Raw genomic sequence first — 20,853 nt, forward strand, 5'->3', positions numbered from 1 at the left:
CGTCCGGCCCGGGGAAGGTGCCCCGGGCCGGACGCCGTTCGGCGGTCCGCTCAGCCGTCTGCTCAGCCGTCCGCTCAGCTCTCCGCGAGGAGGGCGTAGGCGCCGGCGACGAACGGGTCGTGGGCGCGGAAGCGGCGGGTGCAGACCGCGGCCAGCGCGGTGCCGGTGTCCGGCCGGAAGCCGAGGAAAGCCTGCTGGCCGAGGGTCGCACCGCTGTGGAAGTACAACGGCCCGCCGTCCACGGGGTGCCGGAACCAGGCGATGGTGTGCACGTGGCGGTGGTCCCAGCCGCGGCGCAGTACGGGGACCCGGACCGCGCGCAGCGCGTCGGCGGCCGGGGAGCCGTCCGGGTCGAGGTGCGCCTCCAGGAAGGTGAGCAGGTCGTGCGGGGTGGCCCGGACGGCGCCCGCCGCCTGGAAGCCGCCGGCGTCGAAGGGCGGTACGGGGGCGCCGCCGTCCTTGGTGTGTCCGACCGCGTCGGCCGCCGGGCCCTCGGGGGCGAGGGCGGTGCCGGCCAGGCCGAGCGGCCGCAGCACGTGGCCGGTGAGCAACTCCTCCCAGGCGGTGCCGGTGGCCGCGGCGAGGGCGTGGCCGAGCACGGCGACGCCGTAGTTGGAGTAGCGCCAGCGGGTGCCGGGGCGGCGGTGCGGGCGATGCCGCAGGAAGGCGTCGACGACCCGGTCGGCCGGGAAGCGGGCGTAGGGGTTGGTGCGCCAGGCCGGCAGGGCGCGGGCGCGGAAGCCGGGTGGCAGGGCGGGCAGTCCGGCGGTGTGGGTGATGAGGTGGGCGAGGGTCACCGGGTCGGCTCCGGCGTCCCGGCCGGGGGCCAGACAGGCGACGGCCGGTTCGCCGCCGGTGAGCCGGCCGGCCCGGATCAGCCGGGCCAGCAGCAGTCCGGTGAACGTCTTGGTCGCCGACCCGATCTCGTAGCGCAGGTCCTCGCGCGCGGCGCCGGGGGACGGGGCGGTGCCGCCGGAGCGGACGGTGCGGCGGCCGTGCCGGGAGAGCGCGAACACGGTGTCGGGCGCGTCCGACGCCGCGACGGCGGCCTCGAGCCGCTCGGCGTCCTGCGCCGCGGAACCGGGGTCGCCGCCTGCGGCGGGGTCGTCGAGGGGGGCGTTCGGCCAGAGCGCGGTCGGGGCGGTCATCGGGCGCTCCACGCGGGTGTCGTGAGGGAGCGCGCGGTCCGGGTGCTCATGAGGTGGCGGTGTGCGCGAGCGCGGTGAAGGAGCGGGAGGTCGCCAGGGTGGAGGCGAAGGCGGCGACCAGCGTCGGGTGGTAGACGATGTCGAACACCTCGTCGGGGTCACCCTCGGGCATCTCGCGGATCGCGGGCATCGCGCCGTCGGGCTGCTGGGCGGCGGCGAACGCCTCCCAGGCCCGCTCGTCGAGGGTGGGCTCCGGCAGACAGGCGTCGACGACGAGGAGTTCGCCGAGCAGGTCCCAGCGCTCCAGGTCGGTCCAGTCGTCGAGCCAGGCCGGCAGCCAGGCGGCGAGGTAGTCGGCGACCTGCGGCGGCAGGCCGGCCGGGTTCTCGCCCCAGTCGGTGAGGTGGAAGACGGCGTGCGTGATGTCGTAGGCGATGTGGCCCTCGACGGTCCAGGGTTCGGGGGTGCGGGCCAGCCAGGTCTGGGTCAGGGCCTCGGCCTCGGAGGGGGTCGGGGTGAGGCCGAAGCGGCGCTGGAACGCGGCCAGGCCCAGTCTTCGGGTGGGGGTGCGCTCGAAGGACGCCCAGCTGTCCAGGCGGTGGTTGAGGACGGCGGCCCGTTCCAGCTCGGGCTGGCTGTGGCCGAGTTCCTTGAAGGGCAGGTACACCTCGAACGGGATGGACGAGATCGGTTCGGTGCGCTGGCCGCGCACCAGCATCCGGCCGCCGTCCAGGGTCTCGCGCCAGACGTGGTCGAGGAGTTGGCGGGCCAGTCGGGTCTGCCGGGAGCCGGCCACGCCCTCGCGGAAGAGCACCTTGCAGATCAGGGCCAGCTCGCCGATGGGCTTGAAGCGCTGGAGGAAACCCACCTCGGGGTCCACGTCGGGCTCCAGCCGGAAACCGTCCCGGTGGGCCCACAGCCATTCCAGGGCGCGGGCCCCGACGGTGTGCGTCAGGCGCGTGGCGGTCATCCGAGCGCTCCTTGTCCGCCGAGGTGTACGTCGGTGAGGTGTACGTCGGTGAGGTGTACGTGGGTGAGGGTGGCCGCGAACGCGGTCATCAGGGTGGAGTGGTAGCAGTGGGTGAAGTCGTCGGCGGGTGCCGCGGCCACCTCGGGCAGCGCGCCCGAGGGATGCCGGGCGGCCGCCAGGCGCTGCCATCCCTCCTGGAGGGCGGGCGGGTCCAGGGAGCCCGGCACGCCGGCCGCGACGGCGAGGAGTTCGCAGCTCAGGTCCCACAGGCCGGCGTCCAGGCAGGTGTCGAGCCAGGGCGGCAGCCACTGCGTCAGATACTCCGCGAGGCGGGCCGGGACGCCGGCCGGGCCGGCCCGGCCCCAGTCGGTGAGGTGGAAGACGACATGGGTGAGGGCGTAGCCGGCGGACCGTTCGAAGGTCCATGGTTCGGGCAGGCCGCCCAGCCAGGTGCCGTCCCGCAGCGCGTCGGGGGTGCCGGTGCGGGTGATGCCGCTGTGCCGTTCGGCGGCGCGGACGCCGAGCCGGCGGGTCGGGTCCTGTTCGGTGAGCCGCCAGCCGCGGGTGCGGGCCACCGTGGCGGCGGCCCGCTCGTAGCCGCGGTGCCGCAGTCCGGCCGCGGCGAAGGCGGCGTAGACCTCCAGCGGGTACGTCGCGAAGGGTTCCTGGCGTTGCAGGGCGCGGAAGAGCGCGCCCCGGCCGGTCTGCTCCCAGGCGTGTGCCAGCAGGTCGCGGGCGCGGGTGTGCAGGGGGTCCGCGGGAGCGGTGAGCGCGGTCACGGTGGCGCACACCTGGGCGAGTTCGCCGAGCGGCTTCCAGGTGCGGTTCACCTCGGCGTACGCGGCGAGGGCGTCCTCGCCCAGGGTGAAGTCGGCGCGGTGGCCGTCCGCCCAGGCCAGTGCCGTCTCCGCCACGTCCCGTACATCCCGGGCCGCCGCCCGGACGGTCACGGCGCTCACACGAGTGCCCCGGTCCGCAGTTGCCGGGCCGCCCGTACCTGGAGGCCCACCTGCGGGTCGCCGTCGGCCATGAGTTCCACGAAGTCCAGCCCGGACCCGAGGCCCAGGGTGTGCGGGACGCCGTCCAGCAGGGTCAGCCAGCGGCCGGCGCCGGCCGCCTGGAGCCAGTCGCGGCGGCGGACCGCGCGGACGAAGCCGCGGGCGAGGTCGAGGGGGCGCTGCCGGGCCACGCGGGCCACGGCGCAGTCCTCGCCGGGCAGCGCGAGCGGGGCCAGGATCGCGAGTTGGTGGGTCAGGGTCCGCCAGTCGGCCACGTCGAGCCAGCCGGCGCCAGGTTCGGGGCCGGGGCCGGGGCCGGCCGGGCCGGGTCCCGTCAGCCGGTGCAGCGTGCGGGTCATCGCCCAGTGGCTCCACACCACGGTGGGCGCGGCGTCGGCGCGCGGCGGGTAGCTCTCCACGGCCTGCCGGAACAGGGCGAGTTCGCCCTCGCCGGGGCGGGTGCCGAAGAGACGGTGCGGCAGCAGGAAGTCGGCTCCCAGGACCCGGACGGCGGCCGGCGCGAAGCCGTCGGCGCCGACGGCCGGCGGCAGGTCCCCGGACACCGGGCCGTGGCCCCCGCTGCTGAGAGCGGAGGCCACGCCGGTAGCCAATTCCCGCACCGCGTCCTTCAGGAGGGACGAAGTGCCTGGCTGGTGCATTCACTGCTCCTGTCGGAGGTCAGCCCTTCTTCGGGCGCGGGGTCGGCGGCGACAGCAGCAGTCCGTAGTCACCGCCCGACAGGGCCAGTGCCGCGCACTCGCGGCTGTCGCGGAAGACACCTTCCGCCTCGGCCGGGTCGAGTACCGCGTCGATGTCGATGTTCGGGGTGCGGGTGATCTCTTCGGTCACCGTGTCCTTGGAAGGCATGTCACCATCTCCCTCTGGTCGGCCAAAAGCCTTCACACCACAGGTGTCCCCCCAGTCACAAAACATGCCTATCTCTCAAAAAAACTCATACGGTAACTTTTTCAACAAAACGGACATCACTGCTGTCGCCGCAGCCGCCACACGTGGTCCTCGCGGTAACCGTCGACGCCGTCGGGGGACGCGCTGGCGCGGCGGACGGTCTCGCGGGTCTCGACAGTCCACTCGTCGTCCGGCAGCTCCAGGTCGGCCAGCAGTCCGTCCAGGGTGGGGAACTCGGCGTCGAACGGGGGTTCGGTCTGCCAGGACGGCCAGCCGGCGTGCAGGACCAGCAGCAGGGTGCCGCCGGGCGCGACGGCGGCGGCCGCCCGGCGCAGCACGCCGCGCTGGTCGAGGGCGACCGGGGACTGGAGGTAGTGCGCGCTCACCAGGTCGAAGGTGCCCGCGGGGAACGACTCGCCCAACTCGTGCCGCTGCCAGCCGATCCGGTCCCCGACGCCCGCCTCGGCGGCGTGTGCGGCGGCGCGTTCAAGGGCCGTGGCGGCGATGTCCACGCCGGTGACCCGCCAGCCCCGGGCCGCCAGCCACACGGCATCGCCGCCCTCGCCGCAGCCGAGGTCCAGGGCGGTGCCCGGCGTCAGTCCGGCCGCCTCGCGCACGAGCAGTTCGTTCGGGCGTCCGCTCCAGACCCGGCCCAAGGCGCGGTAGCGGGACTCCCAGAACTCGGCGGGCCGGGCCGACAGGGGGTTGCTGGTCATGGGGTGCCTCCGGGACGGACGTGGGTCGGCCGCCGCGGGAGCGCGGCGCCGCACCGACGAGCCTGCCCCGGACGCCGCGCCGACGGCGAACGACTTTGCCGGTTCGGCAAAGCGGGCGGGTCGCCCGTTCGAGATCGGTCCGTCGTGCCGTGTCGTGTCATGTCGTGTCCGGAGCCTTGACGCGCCTCGTGAAACAAGTCGATAGTTTTTGTATCTTCGACTCTCTTCGGCTCTCTCTCGCTACCGGGAGGCATCAGCGCATGGGCCGTTACAGCCGGCTCCGGCGGATCGAGCGACTCGATCCGCGCACGGACCACGAGCGGATCTTCTGGCTACTCACCCAGTACGAGTTCCCCTGGGACTACACGCAGGGCGTCTCCGTCGCGTTCCTGCGCGACTACGGCGTACCGCGCATCTCCCGACTGCTGGACCGCACCCAGGAGTTCGAACGGGCGGGCCAGAAGCGGTACGACGACACGGTGCTGATCGCCTACGAGATGGTCCGCGAGGGCCTGGACTCCGCGCACGGGAAGGCGACCGCCCGGCATCTCAACCGCATCCACGGCCGCTACCGGATACCCAACGAGGACTACCGCTACGTACTGGCCACCACCGTGGTCGGGCCGAAGCGGTGGATCGACCGGTACGGCTGGCGGCCGCTGTGCCGGCAGGAGACCGAGAGCCTGGCGCTGGTGGGCCGGCGGATGGGCGAGCTGATGGGCATCACCGGCCTGCCCGCCGACTACGCCGGGTTCGAGCGGCTCCTCGACGCCTACGAGCGGGAGATGTTCGCCTACGACCCGGCCAACCGCCGGGTCGCCGCGGCCACCCTGCGGGTGCTCACCGGCTGGTATCCGCGGCCGGTGCGGCCGTTGGTGGCCCGTCTCTCGCTGGCCCTGCTCGACGAACCGCTGCTCACCGCGCTGGGGTTCGCCCCCGAGCCGCGCTGGCTGCGCGCGGCGGCGCACCGCGCCCTGCGCACCCGGGCCGCGCTGGTACGCCGGATGCCGGCCCGCCCAGATTGGTGGCGGTACCGGCAGCGGCCCCGCAGTTATCCGTTCGGCTGGACCCTCGACGACCTCGGCCCGCACTGGGCCCAGGGCAGGCCGCTGGAGCCGCTCGCCGAGGAGCGGAGCGCACAGGAAGCATCCGCCGATTCCAAGGAGCGCCGATGACCCGGACCACCCCGCAGCCGGCCGCCACGTTCGTCTCCCGGGCCCCGGCCACCGGCGAGGTGCTCGCCGCCCACCCGGTGCACGGGCCGGCCGAGATCGCGCGGGCGGTGGACCGTGGGCGGGAGGCCCAGGTCCGCTGGGCCGCGCTCCCGGCGGCCGGGCGGCGGGCCCTGCTGCTGCGCTGGAAGCACCGGCTCGCCGACGAACTGGACGCGGTGGCCGGGGCGGTGGCGGCGGAGACCGGCAAGCCGCGCCAGGACGCCGAGCTGGAGGTGCTGCTGGCCCTCGGCCACCTGGACTGGGCGGCGCGCAACGCCGGGCGGGTACTGGGCCGGCGGCGGGCCCGCACCGGGCTGCTCGCGGCCCATCAGACGGCCTCGCTGGTGTACCGCCCGCTGGGGGTGGTCGGGGTGCTCGGCCCCTGGAACTACCCGGTGTACACGCCGATGGGTTCGATCGGCTACGCGCTGGCGGCGGGCAACGCCGTGGTGTTCAAGCCGTCGGAGTACACCCCGGGCACGGGCGTGCTGCTGGCCGAGTCGTTCGACGCGGCCGTACCCGAGTACGCCGGGCTGTTCGGCGTCGTCACCGGGGCGGGCCGGACCGGCGAGGCGCTGGCCCGGTCCGGGGTCGACAAGGTCGCCTTCACCGGCTCGCCGGGCACCGCGCGGAAGGTGATGGCGGTGTGCGCCGAGCGGTTGACGCCGTTCCTGGCCGAGTGCGGCGGCAAGGACGCGGTGATCGTCGCCGCCGACGCGGACCTCGACGCCGCCGCCGACGCGATCGTGTGGGGCGCGATGAGCAACGCCGGGCAGACCTGCGCCGGCGTCGAGCGGGTCTACGCGGTGCGGGAGGTGCACGCCGCGCTGTGCCGCCGGGTGGTGGAGCGGGCCCGCGCGCTGCGCCCGGGGGCGGGGCCGGACGCCTCCTACGGGCCGATGACCAGGCCGGCCCAGGTGGCGGTGGTGCAGCGGCATGTCGCGCAGGCGCTGGCCGGCGGGGCGCGGGCCGAACTCGCCCCGCCTCACGGGTGGGAGGGGCCGTTCGTGGCGCCGGTCGTGCTGGCCGACGTACCCGAGGACTCGGCCGCCATGACCGAGGAGACCTTCGGTCCGGTGGTCGCCGTCAACGCGGTGGCGGACCTGGCGGAGGCGGTGCGGCGCGCCAACGCCTCCCGGTACGCGCTCGGCGCCGCGGTGTTCTGCGGCGGCCGCCGCACCGGTGCGCGGATCGCGGCCCGGCTGCGCGCGGGCGCGGTGTCGGTCGACTCGGTGCTGGGCTTCGCCGCCGTACCGGCGCTGCCGTTCGGCGGGTGCGGCGACTCCGGTTTCGGCCGGATCCACGGGGCGGACGGCCTGCGTGCCTTCGCCGCGCCGCAGTCGGTCACCGTCCGGCGGTTCGCGGCCCCCTTCGACCTCACGTCGTTCCGCACCCCGGCCGCCGTGAGGGCCCGTGCCGTGGCCCTGGTGCGAGGGCTCCATCGACGGCGCTGAGCGGCCGGGCGGCGGGCGGTCAGGCGGCGAGCAGCGGGGCGAGGTAGCGGCGGGCGAAGGCGCGGGCCTGGTCGGCGTCGTCGAGTTCGATGCAGCCGGCCGGGTTGAGCAGGAAGGAGACGGCGACCCGGACCATCAGCTCGGCCACCGGGCGCGGGTCGGAGTCCGGGCGGCCCTCGGCCTGCTGGGCGCGGCGCAGATGGGCCGTCAGATAGTCGGTGGTGGCGGTGAGGGAGGGGCCGCCCTGCACGGTGAAGTAGGGCAGCACCAGCTCGGGCTCCAGCCGCAGCAGGCCGCCGAAGAGCGGGTGTTCCCTGGTGTGCCGCAGGGCCACCACGAAGCCCTCCACCACCCGGTCCTCCATCGTCGGCAGTCCGGCGACGGCGTCGTCCAGCTGCTGGAAGAAGCGGCTGCCCTCGCGCAGCAGACATGCCTCGACCAGGCCGTCCTTGGACCGGAAGCGCCGGTACACGGTCACCCGCGACACCCCGGCCCGCTTGGCGACGTCGTCCACCGAGGAGCGGCGCAGGCCGAAGGTCGTGAACTGTTCCAGCGCGGCGTCCAGGATGCGCCGCGCCACCTTCTCCTCCGTCTCGGGCCGGGCGATGGCCCGGGCGAGCAGGGAGTCGTTCGCAGAAATCGTCATGGTGCCCCTCACGGTACCGGCATACCCCAGATCAGCAACAAAGACACAAGTGCCATATATGCGTATCCATGGAGCCGGAGGATCGTCATGGGAAGCCGTCTCACCGAGCAGCAGGCCGATCTCGCCGCCGCCGTCCGGGACTTCGCCAAGCGCGAGTGCGCCGGCGGGAGCCGGGACCGGCCGCACGACGCGGAGGTCTACGCCAAGCTGGCCGGCCTGGGCTGGCTCGGGATCTGCCTGCCGGAGGAGTACGGGGGCGCGGGCGGCGGTCTCGCCGACGCCTGTGTGTTCCTGGAGGAGACCTCCTACGGCCTGGTCCCGGCGGGCGGGTTCATCACCACCGTCATCACCGCCAAGGCGTACGAGCGGTTCGCCGGCCGGGCGCGGCGGCGGGAGGTGCTCGGCGGGGCGGTGCGGGGCGCGGTGCTGTCGATCGCCATGTCGGAGCCCGGCGCCGGCTCGGACGTGGGCGCGCTGCGCTGCCGGGCCGAGCGGCAGCCGGACGGGGGCTGGCTGGTGGCGGGGCAGAAGACGTGGATCTCCAACGCCCATCTCGCCGAGAGCATGCTGCTGGTGGCCCGGACCGGCGCGGACAAGCACGGCGGGCTGAGCATGTTCCACGTCCCGATGGACACGCCCGGCGTCGAGGTGCGGGGCATCGAGACGATGGGCGGCCGGGAGGTCAACGACGTCTTCCTGACCGGGGTGCGGCTGCCCGCCGACGCGGTGGTCGGCGACGTGGGGGCGGGCTGGCGGCAGTTGATGGCCGGGCTGAACTACGAGCGGCTGTTCCTGGCCGCCACCACGCTGGGGCTGGCCCGGCGGGCGTTCGACGACGCGGTGGCGTACGTCCGCGAGCGCGAGCAGTTCGGCCGGCCGGTCGGCACCTTCCAGGCGCTGCGGCACCGGATCGCCGACCTGGCCACGGAGATCGAGTGCGTACGGCTGCTGGTGCGCGAGGTGGCGGCGGACTGCGACGCCGCACCGGACCGGCTCTTTGCGCGCGAGGCGTCGATGGCCAAGTTGAAGGCGACGGAGACCGCCAAACGGGTCGCGCTGGAGTGCGTGCAGCTGATGGGCGGCTACGGCTACGCCACGGAGTACGGCATGGAACGCCATCTGCGGGCCGCCGTCGTCTCCACGGTGTACGGCGGGACCAGTGAGATCCAGCGGGACATCATCGGCAAGAGCTACGGGCTGTAGGCGGCGCGGGCCCCGCGCACTCCCCGCTCGGGGTGCGCGGGGCGCGGGTCAGTTCTCGTACAGGCCGGTGAGTTCGGCGGCGTAGCGGTCGCGGATGACGCGGCGGCGCATCTTGAGGGACGGGGTGAGTTCGCCGGTGGCCGGGCCCCACTCCTCGGTCAGCAGCCGGTACCGCTTGACCTGTTCGGTGCGGTTGAGACGGCTGTTGGCGGCGGCGACCGCCCGGTCGATCTCGCGCCGCACGGCGGGGTGGGCGGCGAGGTCCGCCGGGCCGGGGCCGGGGTCGACGCCGTGCGCGGCGGCCCAGGCCGGGGCGGCCTCGGCGTCCAGGACCAGCAGGGCGACCAGGTAGGAGCGGCCGTCGCCGTGCACCAGCGCCTGGCCGATCAGCGGGTGTTCCTTCAGGGCGTTCTCCACCAGCGCCGGGGAAACGTTCTTGCCGGTCGAGGTGATGATCATCTCCTTCTTGCGGTCGGTGACCCAGACGTAGCCGTCTTCGTCGATCCGCCCGATGTCGCCGGTGCGCAGCCAGCCCGCGTCGTCCAGCACCGACCGGGTCGAGCCGTCCGCCTGGCGGTAGCCGGAGCAGACGGACGCGCCGCGCACCTCCAGTTCGCCGTCGGCGGCCGCCCGCACCTCGACCGACTGCACGGGCCGGCCGACCGAGCCGAGCCGGAAGCCGGTGCGCGGGCTGTTGGTGGTCGCCACGCCGGTCGTCTCGGTCAGGCCCCAGGCGTCCATGACGACGATCCCGAAGCCGGCCCAGAACCGGACCACGTCCAGCGGCATCGGCGCGGAGGCGCTGGCCGCCCAGCCGACCCGGTCCAGACCGCCGGCCCGCAGCAGCGGCAGCAGCACCCGCTCCCGGTCGGCGGCGTACGCGGCTTCCAGTTCGGCGGACGGCTGCTCGCCCCGCTCCCGGCAGCCGACGTGCTCCCGGGCCACCCGCGCGGCCTCCTCGACCGCCCGCTGCTGCTCGGCGGGGAGCAGGGCCAGCCCGGCGCGGACCGCGGCGGCCAGCTTCTCCCAGATCCGGGGCACCCCGAAGAACTGCCGCGGCCGGATCTCCCGCACCGCGTCGGCGACCGCGCCGGGGTCGGCGCACAGGTACACGTGGGAGGCGCGGTGGCAGGGCAGGTAGATGCCGAGCATGCGTTCCGCGATGTGCGCGAACGGCAGGTAGCTGAGGTGCTCGACATGGGGCGGCAGTTCCACCACCGCGTCCAGGGCCCGGGCGTTGGCCAGCACCTGGCGGTGGCTGAGCACCACGCCCTTGGGTTCGCCGGTGGTGCCGGAGGTGTAGACGACGGTGAGCGGGTCGTCGGGGCGGGCGGTGTCCAGCGTCTTGCCGAACTGCTCCGGGACCGGTGCCCGGCCGAGGGCCGCGTACGGATGGTGGTCCCCTTCCTGGCCCGGTTCCATGACGACGAGCCGGGCCAGCGGGGTGCCGGGGTCACGCAGCAGCGGTTCCCACAGCGCGGCCTGCGCGGCACCCTCCACGACGGCGAGCGGGGCCCGGCAGTTGCGGGCGATGTGCGCGAGCTGCGGGGGCGCGGAGGTGCCGTAGACACTGACCGGGACGGCGCCGAGGCGGACCAGGGCGAGGTCGGAGAGCCAGTGTTCGGGCCGGTCGGCGGCCATCAGCAGGACGTGGTCGCCGGGGCCGACGCCGAGCGCCGCGTATCCGGCCGCCAGCCGGGTGGTGCGCTCGCCCACCTCGGCCCAGTTGAGCGTGGCCCAGCCGGCCGCGGCCGGATCGCGCCAGGACAGGGCGGGCAGCTCCGGGTGTTCGCGGGCGTTGCGCGTCACGAGCCGGGGCAGGGTCATGCCGGCCTCCTGGCGGGCTGGGGGTCCAGGACGGCGCGGCCGATGATCTCTTTCATGATCTCGGTGGTGCCGCCGTAGATGGTCTGGATACGGCTGTCCAGGAACGCCCTGGCGACCGGGTACTCGGTCATGTAGCCGTAGCCGCCGTGCAGTTGGAGGCAGCGGTCGACGACCCGTTTCTGGAGTTCGGTCGCCCACCACTTGGCCATCGAGGCGGGTACGGCGTCCAGCCGGCCGGCGTTGTGCTCGGTGACGCAGCGGTCGACGAAACTGCGGGTGACCGCGCACTCGGTGGCCATCTCGGCGGCCTCGAACCGGACGTGCTGGAGCCTGGCCAGCGGCCGGCCGAACGCCTCGCGCTCCTTGACGTACTCGACGGTCAGCTCCAGGACGTGTTCGGCCGCCGCGGCGGCGCCGACCGCGATGGCCAGCCGCTCCTGCGCGAGGTTGGCCATCAAGTAGGCGAACGCCTGGTCCTCCTCCCCCAGCAGATTCGCCTTCGGGACCCGTACGCCGTCGAAGAACAGCTCGGCGGTGTCCTGCGCCTTCTGGCCGATCTTGTCCAGGTTGCGGCCCCGCTCGAAGCCCGGCATGCCGCGCTCCACGACCAGCAGGCTCTGGCCGCCGCTGCCGCCCTCGGCGGTGCTGCGGGCCACGACGATCACCAGGTCGGCGAGGATGCCGTTGGAGATGAACGTCTTGGTGCCGTCCAGGCGGTAGTGGTCGCCCTGGTCGGTGGCGGTGGTGCGGATGGCCTGGAGGTCGGAGCCGGCGCCGGGCTCGGTCATGGCGACGGCGGTGATCAGCTCCCCCGAGGTGAACCCGGGCAGCCAGCGCCGTTTCTGCTCCTCGGTGGCCAGCCGGGTCAGGTAGGGGCCGACGATGTCGTTGTGCAGGCTCAGCGCCAGGCCGGACGCCCCGGCGCGGGCGAACTCCTCGATGAGCACCATGCTGTAGCGGAAGTCGTCGGTGCCGCCGCCGCCGTACTCCTCCGGTACGGCGAGACCGAGCAGACCCTGCCGGCCGGCCGCCCGCCACACCTCGCGGCTGACGACGCCGTCGCGTTCCCAGCGGGCGTGGTGCGGGAGGACCTCCTTGCTGAGGAAGGTGCGTACGGTGTCGCGGAACGCCTCGTGCTCCGCCGTGCAGATGGTCCGTTCCATGGCGCCTCCGGGTCAGGGGTGGTGTCTCACAGCCAGCTCTTGACCCGCTCGATCAGCCGGGCCGGTTCGGGGTCGACCGGGGTGACGTTGAGCATGGTCACGCCGGACTCGCGGAACGCCTCGACGCGGTCGCGGACGTAGCCCTCGGGGCCCGCCAGGCACAGCAGTTCGCACACACCAGGTCGTAGTAGAAGTTGCGGCCGGGCGCGCCCATGCCGCCGACGTACAGGGCGACCTGGGGCCGGACCAGGTCGCGGCCGGTCGACGCGGACCACGTCGGCGCCCAGGTCGGCGACCCGGCTGTCGGTAGCCATCAACACCCCTCCACCGTCGGCCTACTTAGCGCTCGCTAAGAAGGTAGGGGCGGCTTGGTTACGGGTCAATGAAGACTACAGAGGGACTTATACTGAGCGAGTGATAAGCGACGCCCGAGAGACCACCGCCCCCGCCGCGCCGCACTGGCGGACATACGGACCGCTCGGCCTGCACCCGATCCTGGTGCACGCGATGGAGGCGTTCGGCGAGCACGGCTACCACGGCACCTCGGTACGGGACATCGCCGGCCGGGTGGGGGTCACGGTCCCCGCGCTCTACTACCACTACGAGAACAAGCAGGCGCTGCTCGCCACCCTGCTGGAGACGTCCATCAAGGACGTCCTGGACCGCTGCCGGGCCGCCGCCGAGGAGGCGGGCGACGAACCGCTGCCCCGGTTCTGCGCGATGGTGGAGTCGATCGTGCTCTACATGGCCCACCGGCAGGGCCTGGCGTTCCTGGACACCGAGATCCGCAGCCTGGAGCCCGGCAACCGGGCCCGGTACGTGGCACTGCGCGACTATCTCGAACACATGCTGCTGGACACCGTGGCGGCGGGCATCGAGCGGGGTGTCTTCACCACCCCGATACCGGCGGACGCGGTCCGCGCGGTGCTGATCATGTGCCAGGGCGTGGCCGGCTGGTACCGCCCGGACGGCCCGCTCAGCGCCGAGGAGGTGGCCCGGCGCCATGTCCTGCTCAGCCTGGGCACGGTGGGGCACCCGGACGCGGTACGGAAGGCGGGGCCGGCCGTAGACGGGTGAGCCGGCCGGCCCCGCGGCTTGCCGGGTGCCTCAGTGGTCGGTCGCCAGGTGCAGCTTGAGCAGGTCCACGCCGTAGTCGTTGCCGTTGGGCGTACGGATGATGGTGTGGATGTGCTGCTGGGTGGGGTCGCCCATCTGGCCGGGACCGCCGGCGCCCGGGCTCGCGGAGGCGGACGCGGAGGCCGAGGCGGACGGCGAGGCCGAGCTGCCGTCCTCGTCCTCGTGGTAGGCGAGCGGGGACTCGGCGTCGTACTCGATCAGCACGACGGGGCTGTGCACGCGGTAGTAGAACGCGGAGTCGTCCTCGTACTCGCCGATCCAGTAGAAGTACGTGTCGTCGAGGTGCTTCTCGATGTCCCGCATCCGGGCCCGGGCGTGGCCCTCGTCCTGGTAGCCGACGTACACCTCGGCCAGGTCCAGCAGCAGCTGCTGGCGGCGGTCGAGGGCGGAGCCCTTGACGCCCGCGTAGGGGATCTCGGCGTTGTCCTGGCCGGCGCCGGCGATCAGGTCGGTGCCGGTCTTCGCCGCGGTGGACAGCGCGGCGGCGCGCTGGGTGGCGTTCAGCGCGCGGAACAGCTTCAGTCCGGCGGCGGTCTCCTCGCGGAAGAGGTGGTAGTCCACACCGTCGTAAGTGATTTTCGTCGGCTCGGAGCCCATGAAGGTCGGGGTCATCACGACCTGGTCGCCCAGGACGAAGTAGTTGATGACGAGGTGGTGGCCCTCGAACTGGAAGCCCCACGCCTCGGTCGCCGAGGGGGTGCCCATGACGGTGAACCAGTAGGCGTCCTCGTTCAGCGCCTTGGAGGTGTCGCCGGAGTACTCGCCGAGGAAGTGGTTCAGCTTGCGGATGCTGTTCGCCTGCTTGAGGCCGCGCGCCGACAGCGCCGACTTCAGCAGCTTCATGCCGAGCGCGTACTGCTTCTCGGTCAGGTCGCGCAGCGCGACGCCGTCGCGGTCGTTGGAGTCGACGTTGGTCCAGTCCAGCCACTGGTCGGCGTCGACGTCGAAGAGGGTGGCGGACTTCTGGTCGTCGGTGAGCGCGTCGACGAAGGCCGCGGCGGCGCGCACCACCGGGGCGGTGGAGACGCCGGTGGAGTGGATCGCGTAGAGGTCCTCGACGACCGTGCCGTCGGTGGTGACGCCCACGAAGTCGTCGTAGGCGATCGTCTGGCCGAAGCCGCCGCCGGCCGGCGGGCCGGACGGGCTGGCGCTCGCGCTCGCGGTGGCGTCCGCGGTGGCCGTCGTCTCGGCGCCGGCCTGGGTGGCGGCGTAACCGCCCATGGCCGCGACCGCGGAGACGCCGCCGGCCAGCAGGGCCTTGTTCATGAACCATCGGCGGGAGCGGTGCGCCGCCTGCGTGCGGGGCTTGTGTCCGTGCGTTCCGTTGACCATGTGCCGAACGATTTCGTCAACAATTATGAAAACGATGGCGGGAAGCTGTGCGGGCGATAGGAATGCTTGCCTCAGCCGGGGTCAACTGACGTGTTATGCACTTTGGTTGGACTTGCGCCCCTCGATCAGGCCGCGCGGAGCCACTGCCGACGGGTGCGGGCGGCGGCGGTGTGCGCGGGGACGGCCCGGACCCGGTAGGTCGTCTTGGCCACGTCGACGATGGGCTCGCCGAGGGTGATCCGGCCGGCCGCGCGCAGTTCCTCGCAGACGGCGGTGGGCAGCGCGACATGGCAGCCGCCCGCCGCCGTGCCGGGCTCCATCGGCCGCCAGTAGCCGTATCTGCGCCGCCCGCCGGGGTGTTCGGTGACGAAGACCGGGGTCCGCGCGTCGGAGACGACGCGCAGGACCTGGACGGTGTCCGGGCTGGACTGACCGGCGGTGGTGGACGGCATCGACGAGACCTTTCTGCGGGGCGGGACCCGAGACCGCCTACCCGGTCCGGCCGGAGTTGATCTCGCTGACCGCATTCTGGGGCCTGGCACTGACAACGCCCTTGCGGTCCAGGCACTCGTCCAGCACGGCGGCCACCGCGCGCGGGTCGTGCGCGAAACGGCCCAGGAACAGGCCGTCCACGTCGGCGCCGAGCGCGGTGAGCAGGCCCGGGCCGGCGCTGCCGCCGTAGACGACCCGGCTGCCGGCCAGCCGGGGGTCGGCGGTGAGACGGGTGCGCAGGGCGCGGCAGACGGTGCTGATGTGCTCAGGGGTGGCCGGCCGCGGGGCGCCGATCGCCCACTGGGGCTCGTAGGCGACGGTGACCGGGCCGAGCCCGCCGAGAGCGCCGGCCGTGGCCAGCAGGCGGTCCAGTTCGGCGGTGGTGCGCTCGGCCGCCACGGCGGGGGCGGCGCGGTCGCGTTCGCCGACGCAGAGCACCGGGACCAGGCCGTTGCGCAGGGCCGCCGCCGTCTTCGCGGCGACCGTGGTGTCGCCCTCGCCGTACAGGCGACGCCGTTCGGCGTGGCCGACCTCGGCGTAGCGGCAGCCGATCTCCTTCAGCGCGGCGCCGCTGACCTCGCCGGTGTAGGGGCCGTGGTCCTCGGTGGCCAGGTCCTGCGCGCCCACCCGCACGGGCGTGCCGGCCAGCGCGTCCATGACCGGCACGAGCTGCGGGAAGGACGGCAGCACGAACAGTTCCGCCGTGCCGTCCGCCAGCGCCGGGTGGGTGCGGGCGACGTCGGCGACGGCGTGCGCCCACTGAAGGGTGCGGCGGTGGCCCAGGTACATCTTCAGGCTGACGCCGAGCACGGTGGGCGTCGTCACGCGACGTCCTGCCGGTCTTCCAGGTCGGTGAGGATCCGGACCTTGGCGGCGGAGGCGGAGGTCTCGTCGAAGCGGTAGGTGAGCCACTCGGCGGCCAGCCGGCGGGCGAGTTCGAGGCCGACGACGCGCTGGCCGAAGGTGAGGACCTGGGCGTTGTTGGAGAGGACGGCCCGCTCGACGGAGAAGGAGTCGTGCGCGGTGACGGCGCGGACGCCGCGCACCTTGTTGGCGGCGATGGCGACGCCCAGACCGGTGCCGCAGACCAGCAGCGCGCGGTCGGCGCGGCCCTCGGCGACCAGCCGGGCGGCGGCGACACCGATCTCGGGGTACGGCGTGTGGCCGTCGGCGTCGACACCGACGTCGACGACCTCGGCGACCAGGTCGCTGCCGGCCAGGTCCCGCTTCAGGGCTTCCTTGTACTGGTGGCCGGCGTCGTCGGAGCCGACGACTACGCGGAGCTTGTCAGTCATGTCTTCGGTGTCTTCCTCAGTGGTGGTCGGTCAGCGCGTCGTGGACGGTGCGGGTGACGAGGGCGAGGGAGTGCGCCCCGGCGTCGGGCGTGCCGAGACTGCCCGCGGCGTGGTTGCGGGCGCGGCCGGCCCGGGGCAGCAGCCGGGCGGTGTCGGCCGCCGCGTCGGTGGCGACGGTGGCGGCCTGCTGCCAGGCGGTGGCCAGGTCCAGGCCGCGGGCGGTGGCGGCGCGGAGGGTGGCGGCGAACGGCACCAGCGCGTCGACCATGGTTTTGTCGCCGACCGCGGCGCCGCCCGCGCGCATGACCGCGTCGGCGGCCTCGCCGACGGCGGCGGCCACATCGCGCGGGGTGGGGCGGCCGGTGTCCCCGAACGCGGTGCCGAGGGTGCGCAGGATGACGCCCCACAGGGCGCCCGAGGTGCCGCCGGCCCGGTCGGACCAGCCCTCGGCGGCCTCGGTGAGCACCGTGCCGGCCCCGGCGCCGGCGGTCAGCGCGGACCGGGCGGCGGCCAGCGCGCCGGCCGAGCCGTGCCCCATGCCGATGCCGTGGTCGCCGTCACCGGCGACGGCGTCGATCCGGCCCAGTTCGTCGGCGTGCGTCTCCAGGGTGGCGGCGAGGGCGTCGAGGATGCCGACGAGGCGATGGGCGAGGTGGCGGGAGGCCGCGGTGGCGGCGGGGCAGGGCTGCTCGGTCTCGGCCGGGCCGGGCCGGGCCGGTGCCTTCGGGCCGGCCTCGGTGGCCGCACGGCGCTGGTCTGTCCCGCCGGACGGGCCCGGTGTCCCCGGACCCGTGCCGCCGGCCACCGCCAGGACGCCCTTGCGCAGGGCGGGTGTGTCGGCCGGGGCCCGCCACCGGGCTTCCAGCTCCGCGTCCAGCCAGGTCAGGGTGAGGGACAGGCCCGCCATGTCGAAGCTGGTGCACAGTTCACCGACCTCGGGGTCGACGACCGTGACGTCCGCCTCGGCCAGCAGGGCCGCCACCCGCCGGTAGACGATGAACAGCTCGTCGTGGGTGAGCGCGCCGAGGCCGTTGAGCAGCAGGCCGACCCGCTGTCCGGCGGCCCGCGCCACGCCGTCCGGCAGTTCGGCCAGCAGCCGGGCCACCAGACGTTCGGCGGCCTCGTCGGCGGTGGGCGCCGCCGCCTCGCCGAGGCCGGGTTCGCCGTGGATGCCGAGCCCGACCGCCATCCGCCCGGCGGGCACCTCGAACAGCGGGGCGTCCGCGCCGGGCAGCGTGCACCCGGCGAAGGCCAGCCCGAAGGTGCGGGTGCGGGCATTGGCGTACGCGGCGATCCGGGCCACCTCGGCGAGCGGGGCGCCGGACTCGGCGGCGGCTCCGGCGGCCTTGAAGACGGCCAGGTCACCGGCGACCCCGCGGCGGCGGTGCCGGGCGTCGGCCGGGGCGCCGGCGACGTCGTCGGTGACGGCCACCGTACGGACCGGCACACCCTCGGCGGCCAGTTGCCGGGCGGCCTCCTCGAAGTGCAGGACGTCACCGGCGTAGTTGCCGTAGGCGAGCAGGACGCCGGCGCCGCCGTCGGCCGCGCGGGCGAGGCGGCGTATCCGGCCGGCCGACGGGGCGGCGAACACCTCGCCGACGGCGGCGCCGTGCGCCAGGCCCCGGCCGACCAGTCCGGCAAAGGCCGGGTAGTGGCCGGAGCCGCCGCCGATGACGACGGCGACCTGGCCGGCCACCGGGCCGCCCCGGCGGACCACACCGCCGGGCACGGCGCGCACCCGGTCCGCGTGGGCCGCGGTGAATCCCTCCAGCGCCTCGGCGGCGAAGGCGTCGGGATCGTTGAACAGGCGAGTCATGACACTCAACTCCGGATCGGGCTACACGAGTTGGACGACGGCGTCGACCAGGAGGATGGCGGCCAGGCCCACCACCGACTGCACGGTGACCAGCAGGCTCCAGGTCTTCAGCGTCTCCGGCACGGTGAGGCCGAAGTACTCCTTGAAGATCCAGAACGCCCCGTCGCTGACGTGGGAGAAGATCATCGCTCCGGTGCAGGTGGCGAGCACGATCAGCTCCACCGGGGTGCCCGGGTGCTGGGCGAGCAGCGGGGCGATGATGCCGGTGGCGGCGGCGACCGCGACGGTGCCGGAGCCGAGCGCGATCCGGAAGATCGCGGCGATCAGCCAGGCGAACAGGATCGGCGATATCGACCAGCTCGCCGTGTTGTCGGCGATGATGTCGCTCAGTCCGATGCCCTGGAGCATGCCCTTGAGCGCGCCGCCCGCGCCGACGATCAGCAGCAGGCTGATGACCGGGGTGAGGCCCTTCTTGGTGTTGGCGAGCAGGGTGGCGCCGGTGCTGCCGAGCCGGACGCCGAGCACCCAGTAGGCGTAGAGCACGGAGGCCAGCAGGGCGATCACCGGGTTGCCGATGGCGTCGAAGAGCGGGCTGTACCAGCCGTGCTCGGGCAGCGCGTCGGGCAGCAGGGTGCCGACGATCATCATCACCGGGGCGACCAGGACGGTGCTGAGGCAGGCGGCCAGCGAGGGGAGCCCGGTGCTGGGCGCGGCGACCTCGGTGCGGACGGCCGTGGCGGTGCCGCCGCCGGTGCCGGCGGTACCGGGCTTGTCGGCGGTGCGCGGCCGGCCCGGAGCCGGGCCGCTGCCGTGGCCGAGCGCTTCGAGGGCGCCGCCCTCGGTGTCCCCGGTGATGTTCCAGCGGGCGATCAGGCGGGGGAAGAGCAGGGCGCCGGCCAGCAGCACGGGGACGCCGACCAGGATGCCGTAGAGGATGGTGATGCCGAGGCTGGCGTCGTAGGCGCCGGCCGCCAGGACCGTGGCCGGGCCCGGGGGCAGCAGGGCGTGCGAGGTCATCAGGCCCGCGGCCATCGGCAGGCCGACGGCGAGCAGGTTCTTGTTGTAGCGCCGGGCGACCGAGTACACGAGGGGCACCAGCAGGACGAAGGTGACCTCGAAGAGGTTGGGCAGCCCGATGATGACGGCGGCCACGCCGATGCTGATCGGCATCCAGACGGCGGCCCGGTTGCCCACCAGTACTTCGGCGATGCGGTCGGCGCCGCCGGAGTTGAGCAGGATGCCGCCGAGGACGGTGCCCATGGCGATCACGAGTCCGGTGACGGACAGTGTGGAGCCGAAGTTGTCGGTGATCGTCTCGACCGTCTTGGTCGGTCCCAGGCCGTTGGCCAGGCCGAGCAGCAGGGTGGAGATCAGCAGGGCGATGAAGGGGTGCAGCTTCGCCTTGGCGATCAGCAGCACGAGCAGCGCGACGGCCAGGACACCGCTGCCGAGTATGTAAAGCGACGAGTGCATTTCGTCGTCCTCATCTCGTCGTTGAGGAGGAGGGTGCGGGACAGGGGGCCTGGATCAGGCGCGGGCGAGGCGGCGGGCGGCGATGGTGGCGCCGATCCGGAAGGCGTTCTGCGCCGAGTTGGTGTCGGCGACGCCCTTGCCGACGATCTCGAAGGCGGTGCCGTGCGCGGGGGTGGTGATGGGCACCGGCAGGCCGCCCTGGATGGTGACGCCGCCGTCGAAGCCGAGCAGCTTCATCGCGATCTGGCCCTGGTCGTGGTACATGGTCACGATCCCGTCGAAGTGGCCGTCGCGGCCCTTGAGGAAGATCGTGTCGGCGGAGAAGGGGCCCTGGACGTCGATGCCCTCGGCCCGCGCGGCGGCGACGCCGGGGGCGATCTCGTCGATCTCGTGACGGCCGAAGATGCCGTTCTCGCCGTTGTGCGGGTTGAGCGCGGCGACGCCGACGCGGGGCGCCTCGATGCCGGAGTCGCGGAGCATCTCCTCGAACATGGCGACGATCTCGGTGACCCGGTCCGCGGTGATCCGGTCGGCCACCTCGGCCATCGGGATGTGCGAGGTGATCCGCGCGGTCCACAGCTTCGGCAGCACGTTGATCTCGGAGGTGGGGCCGGTGTACGCCATGAGGTCGGCGAACCAGCGCAGCTCGTCCTCGGCGTGCATGCCGGCCTCGTGCAGGGCGGCCTTGTTCAGCGGCATGAAACAGATGCCGTCGACCTCCCCGGCCTGGGCGAGGCCGACCGCGTACTCCAGGGCGGCCTTGGTCCACACCCCGCACTCGCGGTCGACGCGACCGGTGACGGTGGGCAGCGGGCCGGGCCGGCCGGGGTCGCGCAGCACCGGGCGGCCGTCGCCGGGCGCGTCGGCGACGTCGACCTCGACTCCGGCCTGGGCGGCGGCCCGGTCGAGTTCCTCGCGGGTGGCGACGACCAGGATGTCGGCGAGCCGCTGCGGCTCACCGGAGGCCAGCAGCTTGGCGGCGAGTTCACCGCCGATGCCGGAAGGGTCGCCCAGGGTCAGGGCCAGGGTGGGACGGTGGGCTTCGGACATGGGACACGTGCTC

20 protein-coding genes and 1 pseudogene are annotated in these 20,853 nt (G+C 73.9%); 4 read left to right on the forward strand and 17 right to left on the reverse strand.

Translation table 11 applies throughout. The features are described 5' to 3' along the window. Positions 1–74 precede the first annotated feature (74 nt). The 6 genes from ACTT8P_RS28735 to ACTT8P_RS28760 form a co-directional block, all read right to left on the reverse strand. A complete protein-coding gene (locus ACTT8P_RS28735) occupies positions 75–1,148 on the reverse strand; it encodes a serine hydrolase domain-containing protein (RefSeq protein WP_442834679.1) in 1,074 nt (357 codons plus the stop codon). A gap of 46 nt (positions 1,149–1,194) precedes the next feature. Beyond that, the gene (locus tag ACTT8P_RS28740) at positions 1,195–2,118 is read right to left on the reverse strand and encodes a DUF6895 family protein (RefSeq protein WP_442834680.1); all 924 of its coding nucleotides are present in this window, start codon (positions 2,116–2,118) and stop codon (positions 1,195–1,197) included. Beyond that, positions 2,115–3,077: a DUF6895 family protein gene (locus tag ACTT8P_RS28745; RefSeq protein ID WP_442834681.1), complete on the reverse strand. Its 963-nt coding sequence runs from the start codon at positions 3,075–3,077 to the stop codon at positions 2,115–2,117. Before ACTT8P_RS28745 ends, ACTT8P_RS28740 begins: the two co-directional genes overlap by 4 nt. Then, positions 3,074–3,775 carry a hypothetical protein gene (locus ACTT8P_RS28750; protein WP_442834682.1) on the reverse strand — a complete coding sequence of 234 codons (702 nt, stop codon included), beginning with the start codon at positions 3,773–3,775 and terminating at the stop codon, positions 3,074–3,076. Before ACTT8P_RS28750 ends, ACTT8P_RS28745 begins: the two co-directional genes overlap by 4 nt. Positions 3,776–3,794: 19 nt before the next feature. Beyond that, entirely contained in the window at positions 3,795–3,983 is a 189-nt protein-coding gene (locus ACTT8P_RS28755; RefSeq protein ID WP_442834683.1) for a hypothetical protein, read from the reverse strand. 116 nt (positions 3,984–4,099) lie between these two features. After that, entirely contained in the window at positions 4,100–4,738 is a 639-nt protein-coding gene (locus ACTT8P_RS28760; protein ID WP_442834684.1) for a class I SAM-dependent methyltransferase, read from the reverse strand. A 260-nt stretch (positions 4,739–4,998) separates the two neighbouring features. Between ACTT8P_RS28760 and ACTT8P_RS28765 the strand changes: the two genes are divergently transcribed. Both ACTT8P_RS28765 and ACTT8P_RS28770 read left to right on the forward strand, forming a co-directional pair. Further along, complete coding sequence (locus ACTT8P_RS28765; protein WP_442834685.1) at positions 4,999–5,913, forward strand: oxygenase MpaB family protein; 915 nt, start codon at positions 4,999–5,001, stop codon at positions 5,911–5,913. Beyond that, positions 5,910–7,406, forward strand: coding sequence for an aldehyde dehydrogenase family protein (locus tag ACTT8P_RS28770; RefSeq protein WP_442834686.1), 1,497 nt, complete (start codon positions 5,910–5,912; stop codon positions 7,404–7,406). Before ACTT8P_RS28765 ends, ACTT8P_RS28770 begins: the two co-directional genes overlap by 4 nt. Positions 7,407–7,425: 19 nt before the next feature. Here ACTT8P_RS28770 and ACTT8P_RS28775 read toward each other — a convergent pair whose 3' ends face one another. Then, positions 7,426–8,052, reverse strand: coding sequence for a TetR/AcrR family transcriptional regulator (locus tag ACTT8P_RS28775; protein ID WP_361172716.1), 627 nt, complete (start codon positions 8,050–8,052; stop codon positions 7,426–7,428). A gap of 87 nt (positions 8,053–8,139) precedes the next feature. On the opposite strand from ACTT8P_RS28775, the gene ACTT8P_RS28780 reads away from it, so the two are divergent. Then, positions 8,140–9,255: an acyl-CoA dehydrogenase family protein gene (locus ACTT8P_RS28780; protein WP_442834687.1), complete on the forward strand. Its 1,116-nt coding sequence runs from the start codon at positions 8,140–8,142 to the stop codon at positions 9,253–9,255. Between the two features lie 48 nt (positions 9,256–9,303). Here the strand turns inward: ACTT8P_RS28780 and ACTT8P_RS28785 are convergent, their stop codons facing one another. The 3 genes and pseudogenes from ACTT8P_RS28785 to ACTT8P_RS28795 all read right to left on the reverse strand — a co-directional run. Further along, on the reverse strand, positions 9,304–11,082 hold the full coding sequence (locus ACTT8P_RS28785) for an AMP-dependent synthetase/ligase (protein ID WP_442834688.1): 1,779 nt from the start codon (positions 11,080–11,082) through the stop codon (positions 9,304–9,306). Next, entirely contained in the window at positions 11,079–12,245 is a 1,167-nt protein-coding gene (locus tag ACTT8P_RS28790) for an acyl-CoA dehydrogenase family protein (protein WP_442834689.1), read from the reverse strand. The genes ACTT8P_RS28785 and ACTT8P_RS28790 overlap by 4 nt, the downstream gene beginning before the upstream one ends. A 26-nt stretch (positions 12,246–12,271) precedes the next feature. Next, a pseudogene (locus tag ACTT8P_RS28795) lies at positions 12,272–12,513 on the reverse strand (LLM class F420-dependent oxidoreductase); the annotation flags it as partial. A gap of 146 nt (positions 12,514–12,659) precedes the next feature. Between ACTT8P_RS28795 and ACTT8P_RS28800 the strand changes: the two are divergent. Continuing rightward, positions 12,660–13,322: a TetR/AcrR family transcriptional regulator gene (locus tag ACTT8P_RS28800; RefSeq protein WP_442834690.1), complete on the forward strand. Its 663-nt coding sequence runs from the start codon at positions 12,660–12,662 to the stop codon at positions 13,320–13,322. A 30-nt stretch (positions 13,323–13,352) separates the two neighbouring features. Here the strand turns inward: ACTT8P_RS28800 and ACTT8P_RS28805 are convergent, their stop codons facing one another. The 7 genes from ACTT8P_RS28805 to ACTT8P_RS28835 all read right to left on the reverse strand — a co-directional run bounded on the left by ACTT8P_RS28805 (position 13,353) and on the right by ACTT8P_RS28835 (position 20,840). Then, positions 13,353–14,714, reverse strand: coding sequence for a DUF3500 domain-containing protein (locus ACTT8P_RS28805; protein ID WP_442834691.1), 1,362 nt, complete (start codon positions 14,712–14,714; stop codon positions 13,353–13,355). Positions 14,715–14,839: 125 nt separating this feature from the next. Further along, the gene (locus ACTT8P_RS28810) at positions 14,840–15,166 is read right to left on the reverse strand and encodes a hypothetical protein (protein WP_442834692.1); all 327 of its coding nucleotides are present in this window, start codon (positions 15,164–15,166) and stop codon (positions 14,840–14,842) included. Positions 15,167–15,203: 37 nt separating this feature from the next. Beyond that, complete coding sequence (locus ACTT8P_RS28815; protein ID WP_442834693.1) at positions 15,204–16,031, reverse strand: triose-phosphate isomerase family protein; 828 nt, start codon at positions 16,029–16,031, stop codon at positions 15,204–15,206. Then, entirely contained in the window at positions 16,028–16,501 is a 474-nt protein-coding gene (locus ACTT8P_RS28820; protein WP_442834694.1) for a ribose-5-phosphate isomerase, read from the reverse strand. Before ACTT8P_RS28820 ends, ACTT8P_RS28815 begins: the two co-directional genes overlap by 4 nt. A 16-nt stretch (positions 16,502–16,517) precedes the next feature. Beyond that, the gene (locus tag ACTT8P_RS28825; RefSeq protein WP_442834695.1) at positions 16,518–18,317 is read right to left on the reverse strand and encodes a dihydroxyacetone kinase family protein; all 1,800 of its coding nucleotides are present in this window, start codon (positions 18,315–18,317) and stop codon (positions 16,518–16,520) included. Between the two features lie 21 nt (positions 18,318–18,338). Beyond that, on the reverse strand, positions 18,339–19,790 hold the full coding sequence (locus tag ACTT8P_RS28830; protein ID WP_442834696.1) for a GntT/GntP/DsdX family permease: 1,452 nt from the start codon (positions 19,788–19,790) through the stop codon (positions 18,339–18,341). A gap of 54 nt (positions 19,791–19,844) precedes the next feature. Further along, on the reverse strand, positions 19,845–20,840 hold the full coding sequence (locus ACTT8P_RS28835) for a 4-hydroxythreonine-4-phosphate dehydrogenase PdxA (RefSeq protein WP_442834697.1): 996 nt from the start codon (positions 20,838–20,840) through the stop codon (positions 19,845–19,847). Positions 20,841–20,853: the final 13 nt, after the last annotated feature.

The sequence above is a fragment of the Streptomyces sp. JW3 genome (genome assembly GCF_052216785.1).
In the GTDB taxonomy this organism is placed as follows: domain Bacteria; phylum Actinomycetota; class Actinomycetes; order Streptomycetales; family Streptomycetaceae; genus Streptomyces.

Excerpts from the sequence above, each read along its gene's own strand:
- ACTT8P_RS28810 (WP_442834692.1), bottom strand. The coding sequence starts at position 15,166 with ATGCCGTCCACCACCGCCGGTCAGTCCAGCCCGGACACCGTCCAGGTC.
- ACTT8P_RS28785 (WP_442834688.1), bottom strand. The coding sequence starts at position 11,082 with ATGACCCTGCCCCGGCTCGTGACGCGCAACGCCCGCGAACACCCGGAG.
- ACTT8P_RS28740 (WP_442834680.1), bottom strand. The coding sequence starts at position 2,118 with ATGACCGCCACGCGCCTGACGCACACCGTCGGGGCCCGCGCCCTGGAA.
- ACTT8P_RS28770 (WP_442834686.1), top strand. The coding sequence starts at position 5,910 with ATGACCCGGACCACCCCGCAGCCGGCCGCCACGTTCGTCTCCCGGGCC.
- ACTT8P_RS28780 (WP_442834687.1), top strand. The coding sequence starts at position 8,140 with ATGGGAAGCCGTCTCACCGAGCAGCAGGCCGATCTCGCCGCCGCCGTC.
- ACTT8P_RS28775 (WP_361172716.1), bottom strand. The coding sequence starts at position 8,052 with ATGACGATTTCTGCGAACGACTCCCTGCTCGCCCGGGCCATCGCCCGG.
- ACTT8P_RS28835 (WP_442834697.1), bottom strand. The coding sequence starts at position 20,840 with ATGTCCGAAGCCCACCGTCCCACCCTGGCCCTGACCCTGGGCGACCCT.
- ACTT8P_RS28805 (WP_442834691.1), bottom strand. The coding sequence starts at position 14,714 with ATGGTCAACGGAACGCACGGACACAAGCCCCGCACGCAGGCGGCGCAC.
- ACTT8P_RS28765 (WP_442834685.1), top strand. The coding sequence starts at position 4,999 with ATGGGCCGTTACAGCCGGCTCCGGCGGATCGAGCGACTCGATCCGCGC.
- ACTT8P_RS28750 (WP_442834682.1), bottom strand. The coding sequence starts at position 3,775 with ATGCACCAGCCAGGCACTTCGTCCCTCCTGAAGGACGCGGTGCGGGAA.
- ACTT8P_RS28830 (WP_442834696.1), bottom strand. The coding sequence starts at position 19,790 with ATGCACTCGTCGCTTTACATACTCGGCAGCGGTGTCCTGGCCGTCGCG.
- ACTT8P_RS28790 (WP_442834689.1), bottom strand. The coding sequence starts at position 12,245 with ATGGAACGGACCATCTGCACGGCGGAGCACGAGGCGTTCCGCGACACC.
- ACTT8P_RS28760 (WP_442834684.1), bottom strand. The coding sequence starts at position 4,738 with ATGACCAGCAACCCCCTGTCGGCCCGGCCCGCCGAGTTCTGGGAGTCC.
- ACTT8P_RS28820 (WP_442834694.1), bottom strand. The coding sequence starts at position 16,501 with ATGACTGACAAGCTCCGCGTAGTCGTCGGCTCCGACGACGCCGGCCAC.
- ACTT8P_RS28755 (WP_442834683.1), bottom strand. The coding sequence starts at position 3,983 with ATGCCTTCCAAGGACACGGTGACCGAAGAGATCACCCGCACCCCGAAC.
- ACTT8P_RS28735 (WP_442834679.1), bottom strand. The coding sequence starts at position 1,148 with ATGACCGCCCCGACCGCGCTCTGGCCGAACGCCCCCCTCGACGACCCC.
- ACTT8P_RS28825 (WP_442834695.1), bottom strand. The coding sequence starts at position 18,317 with ATGACTCGCCTGTTCAACGATCCCGACGCCTTCGCCGCCGAGGCGCTG.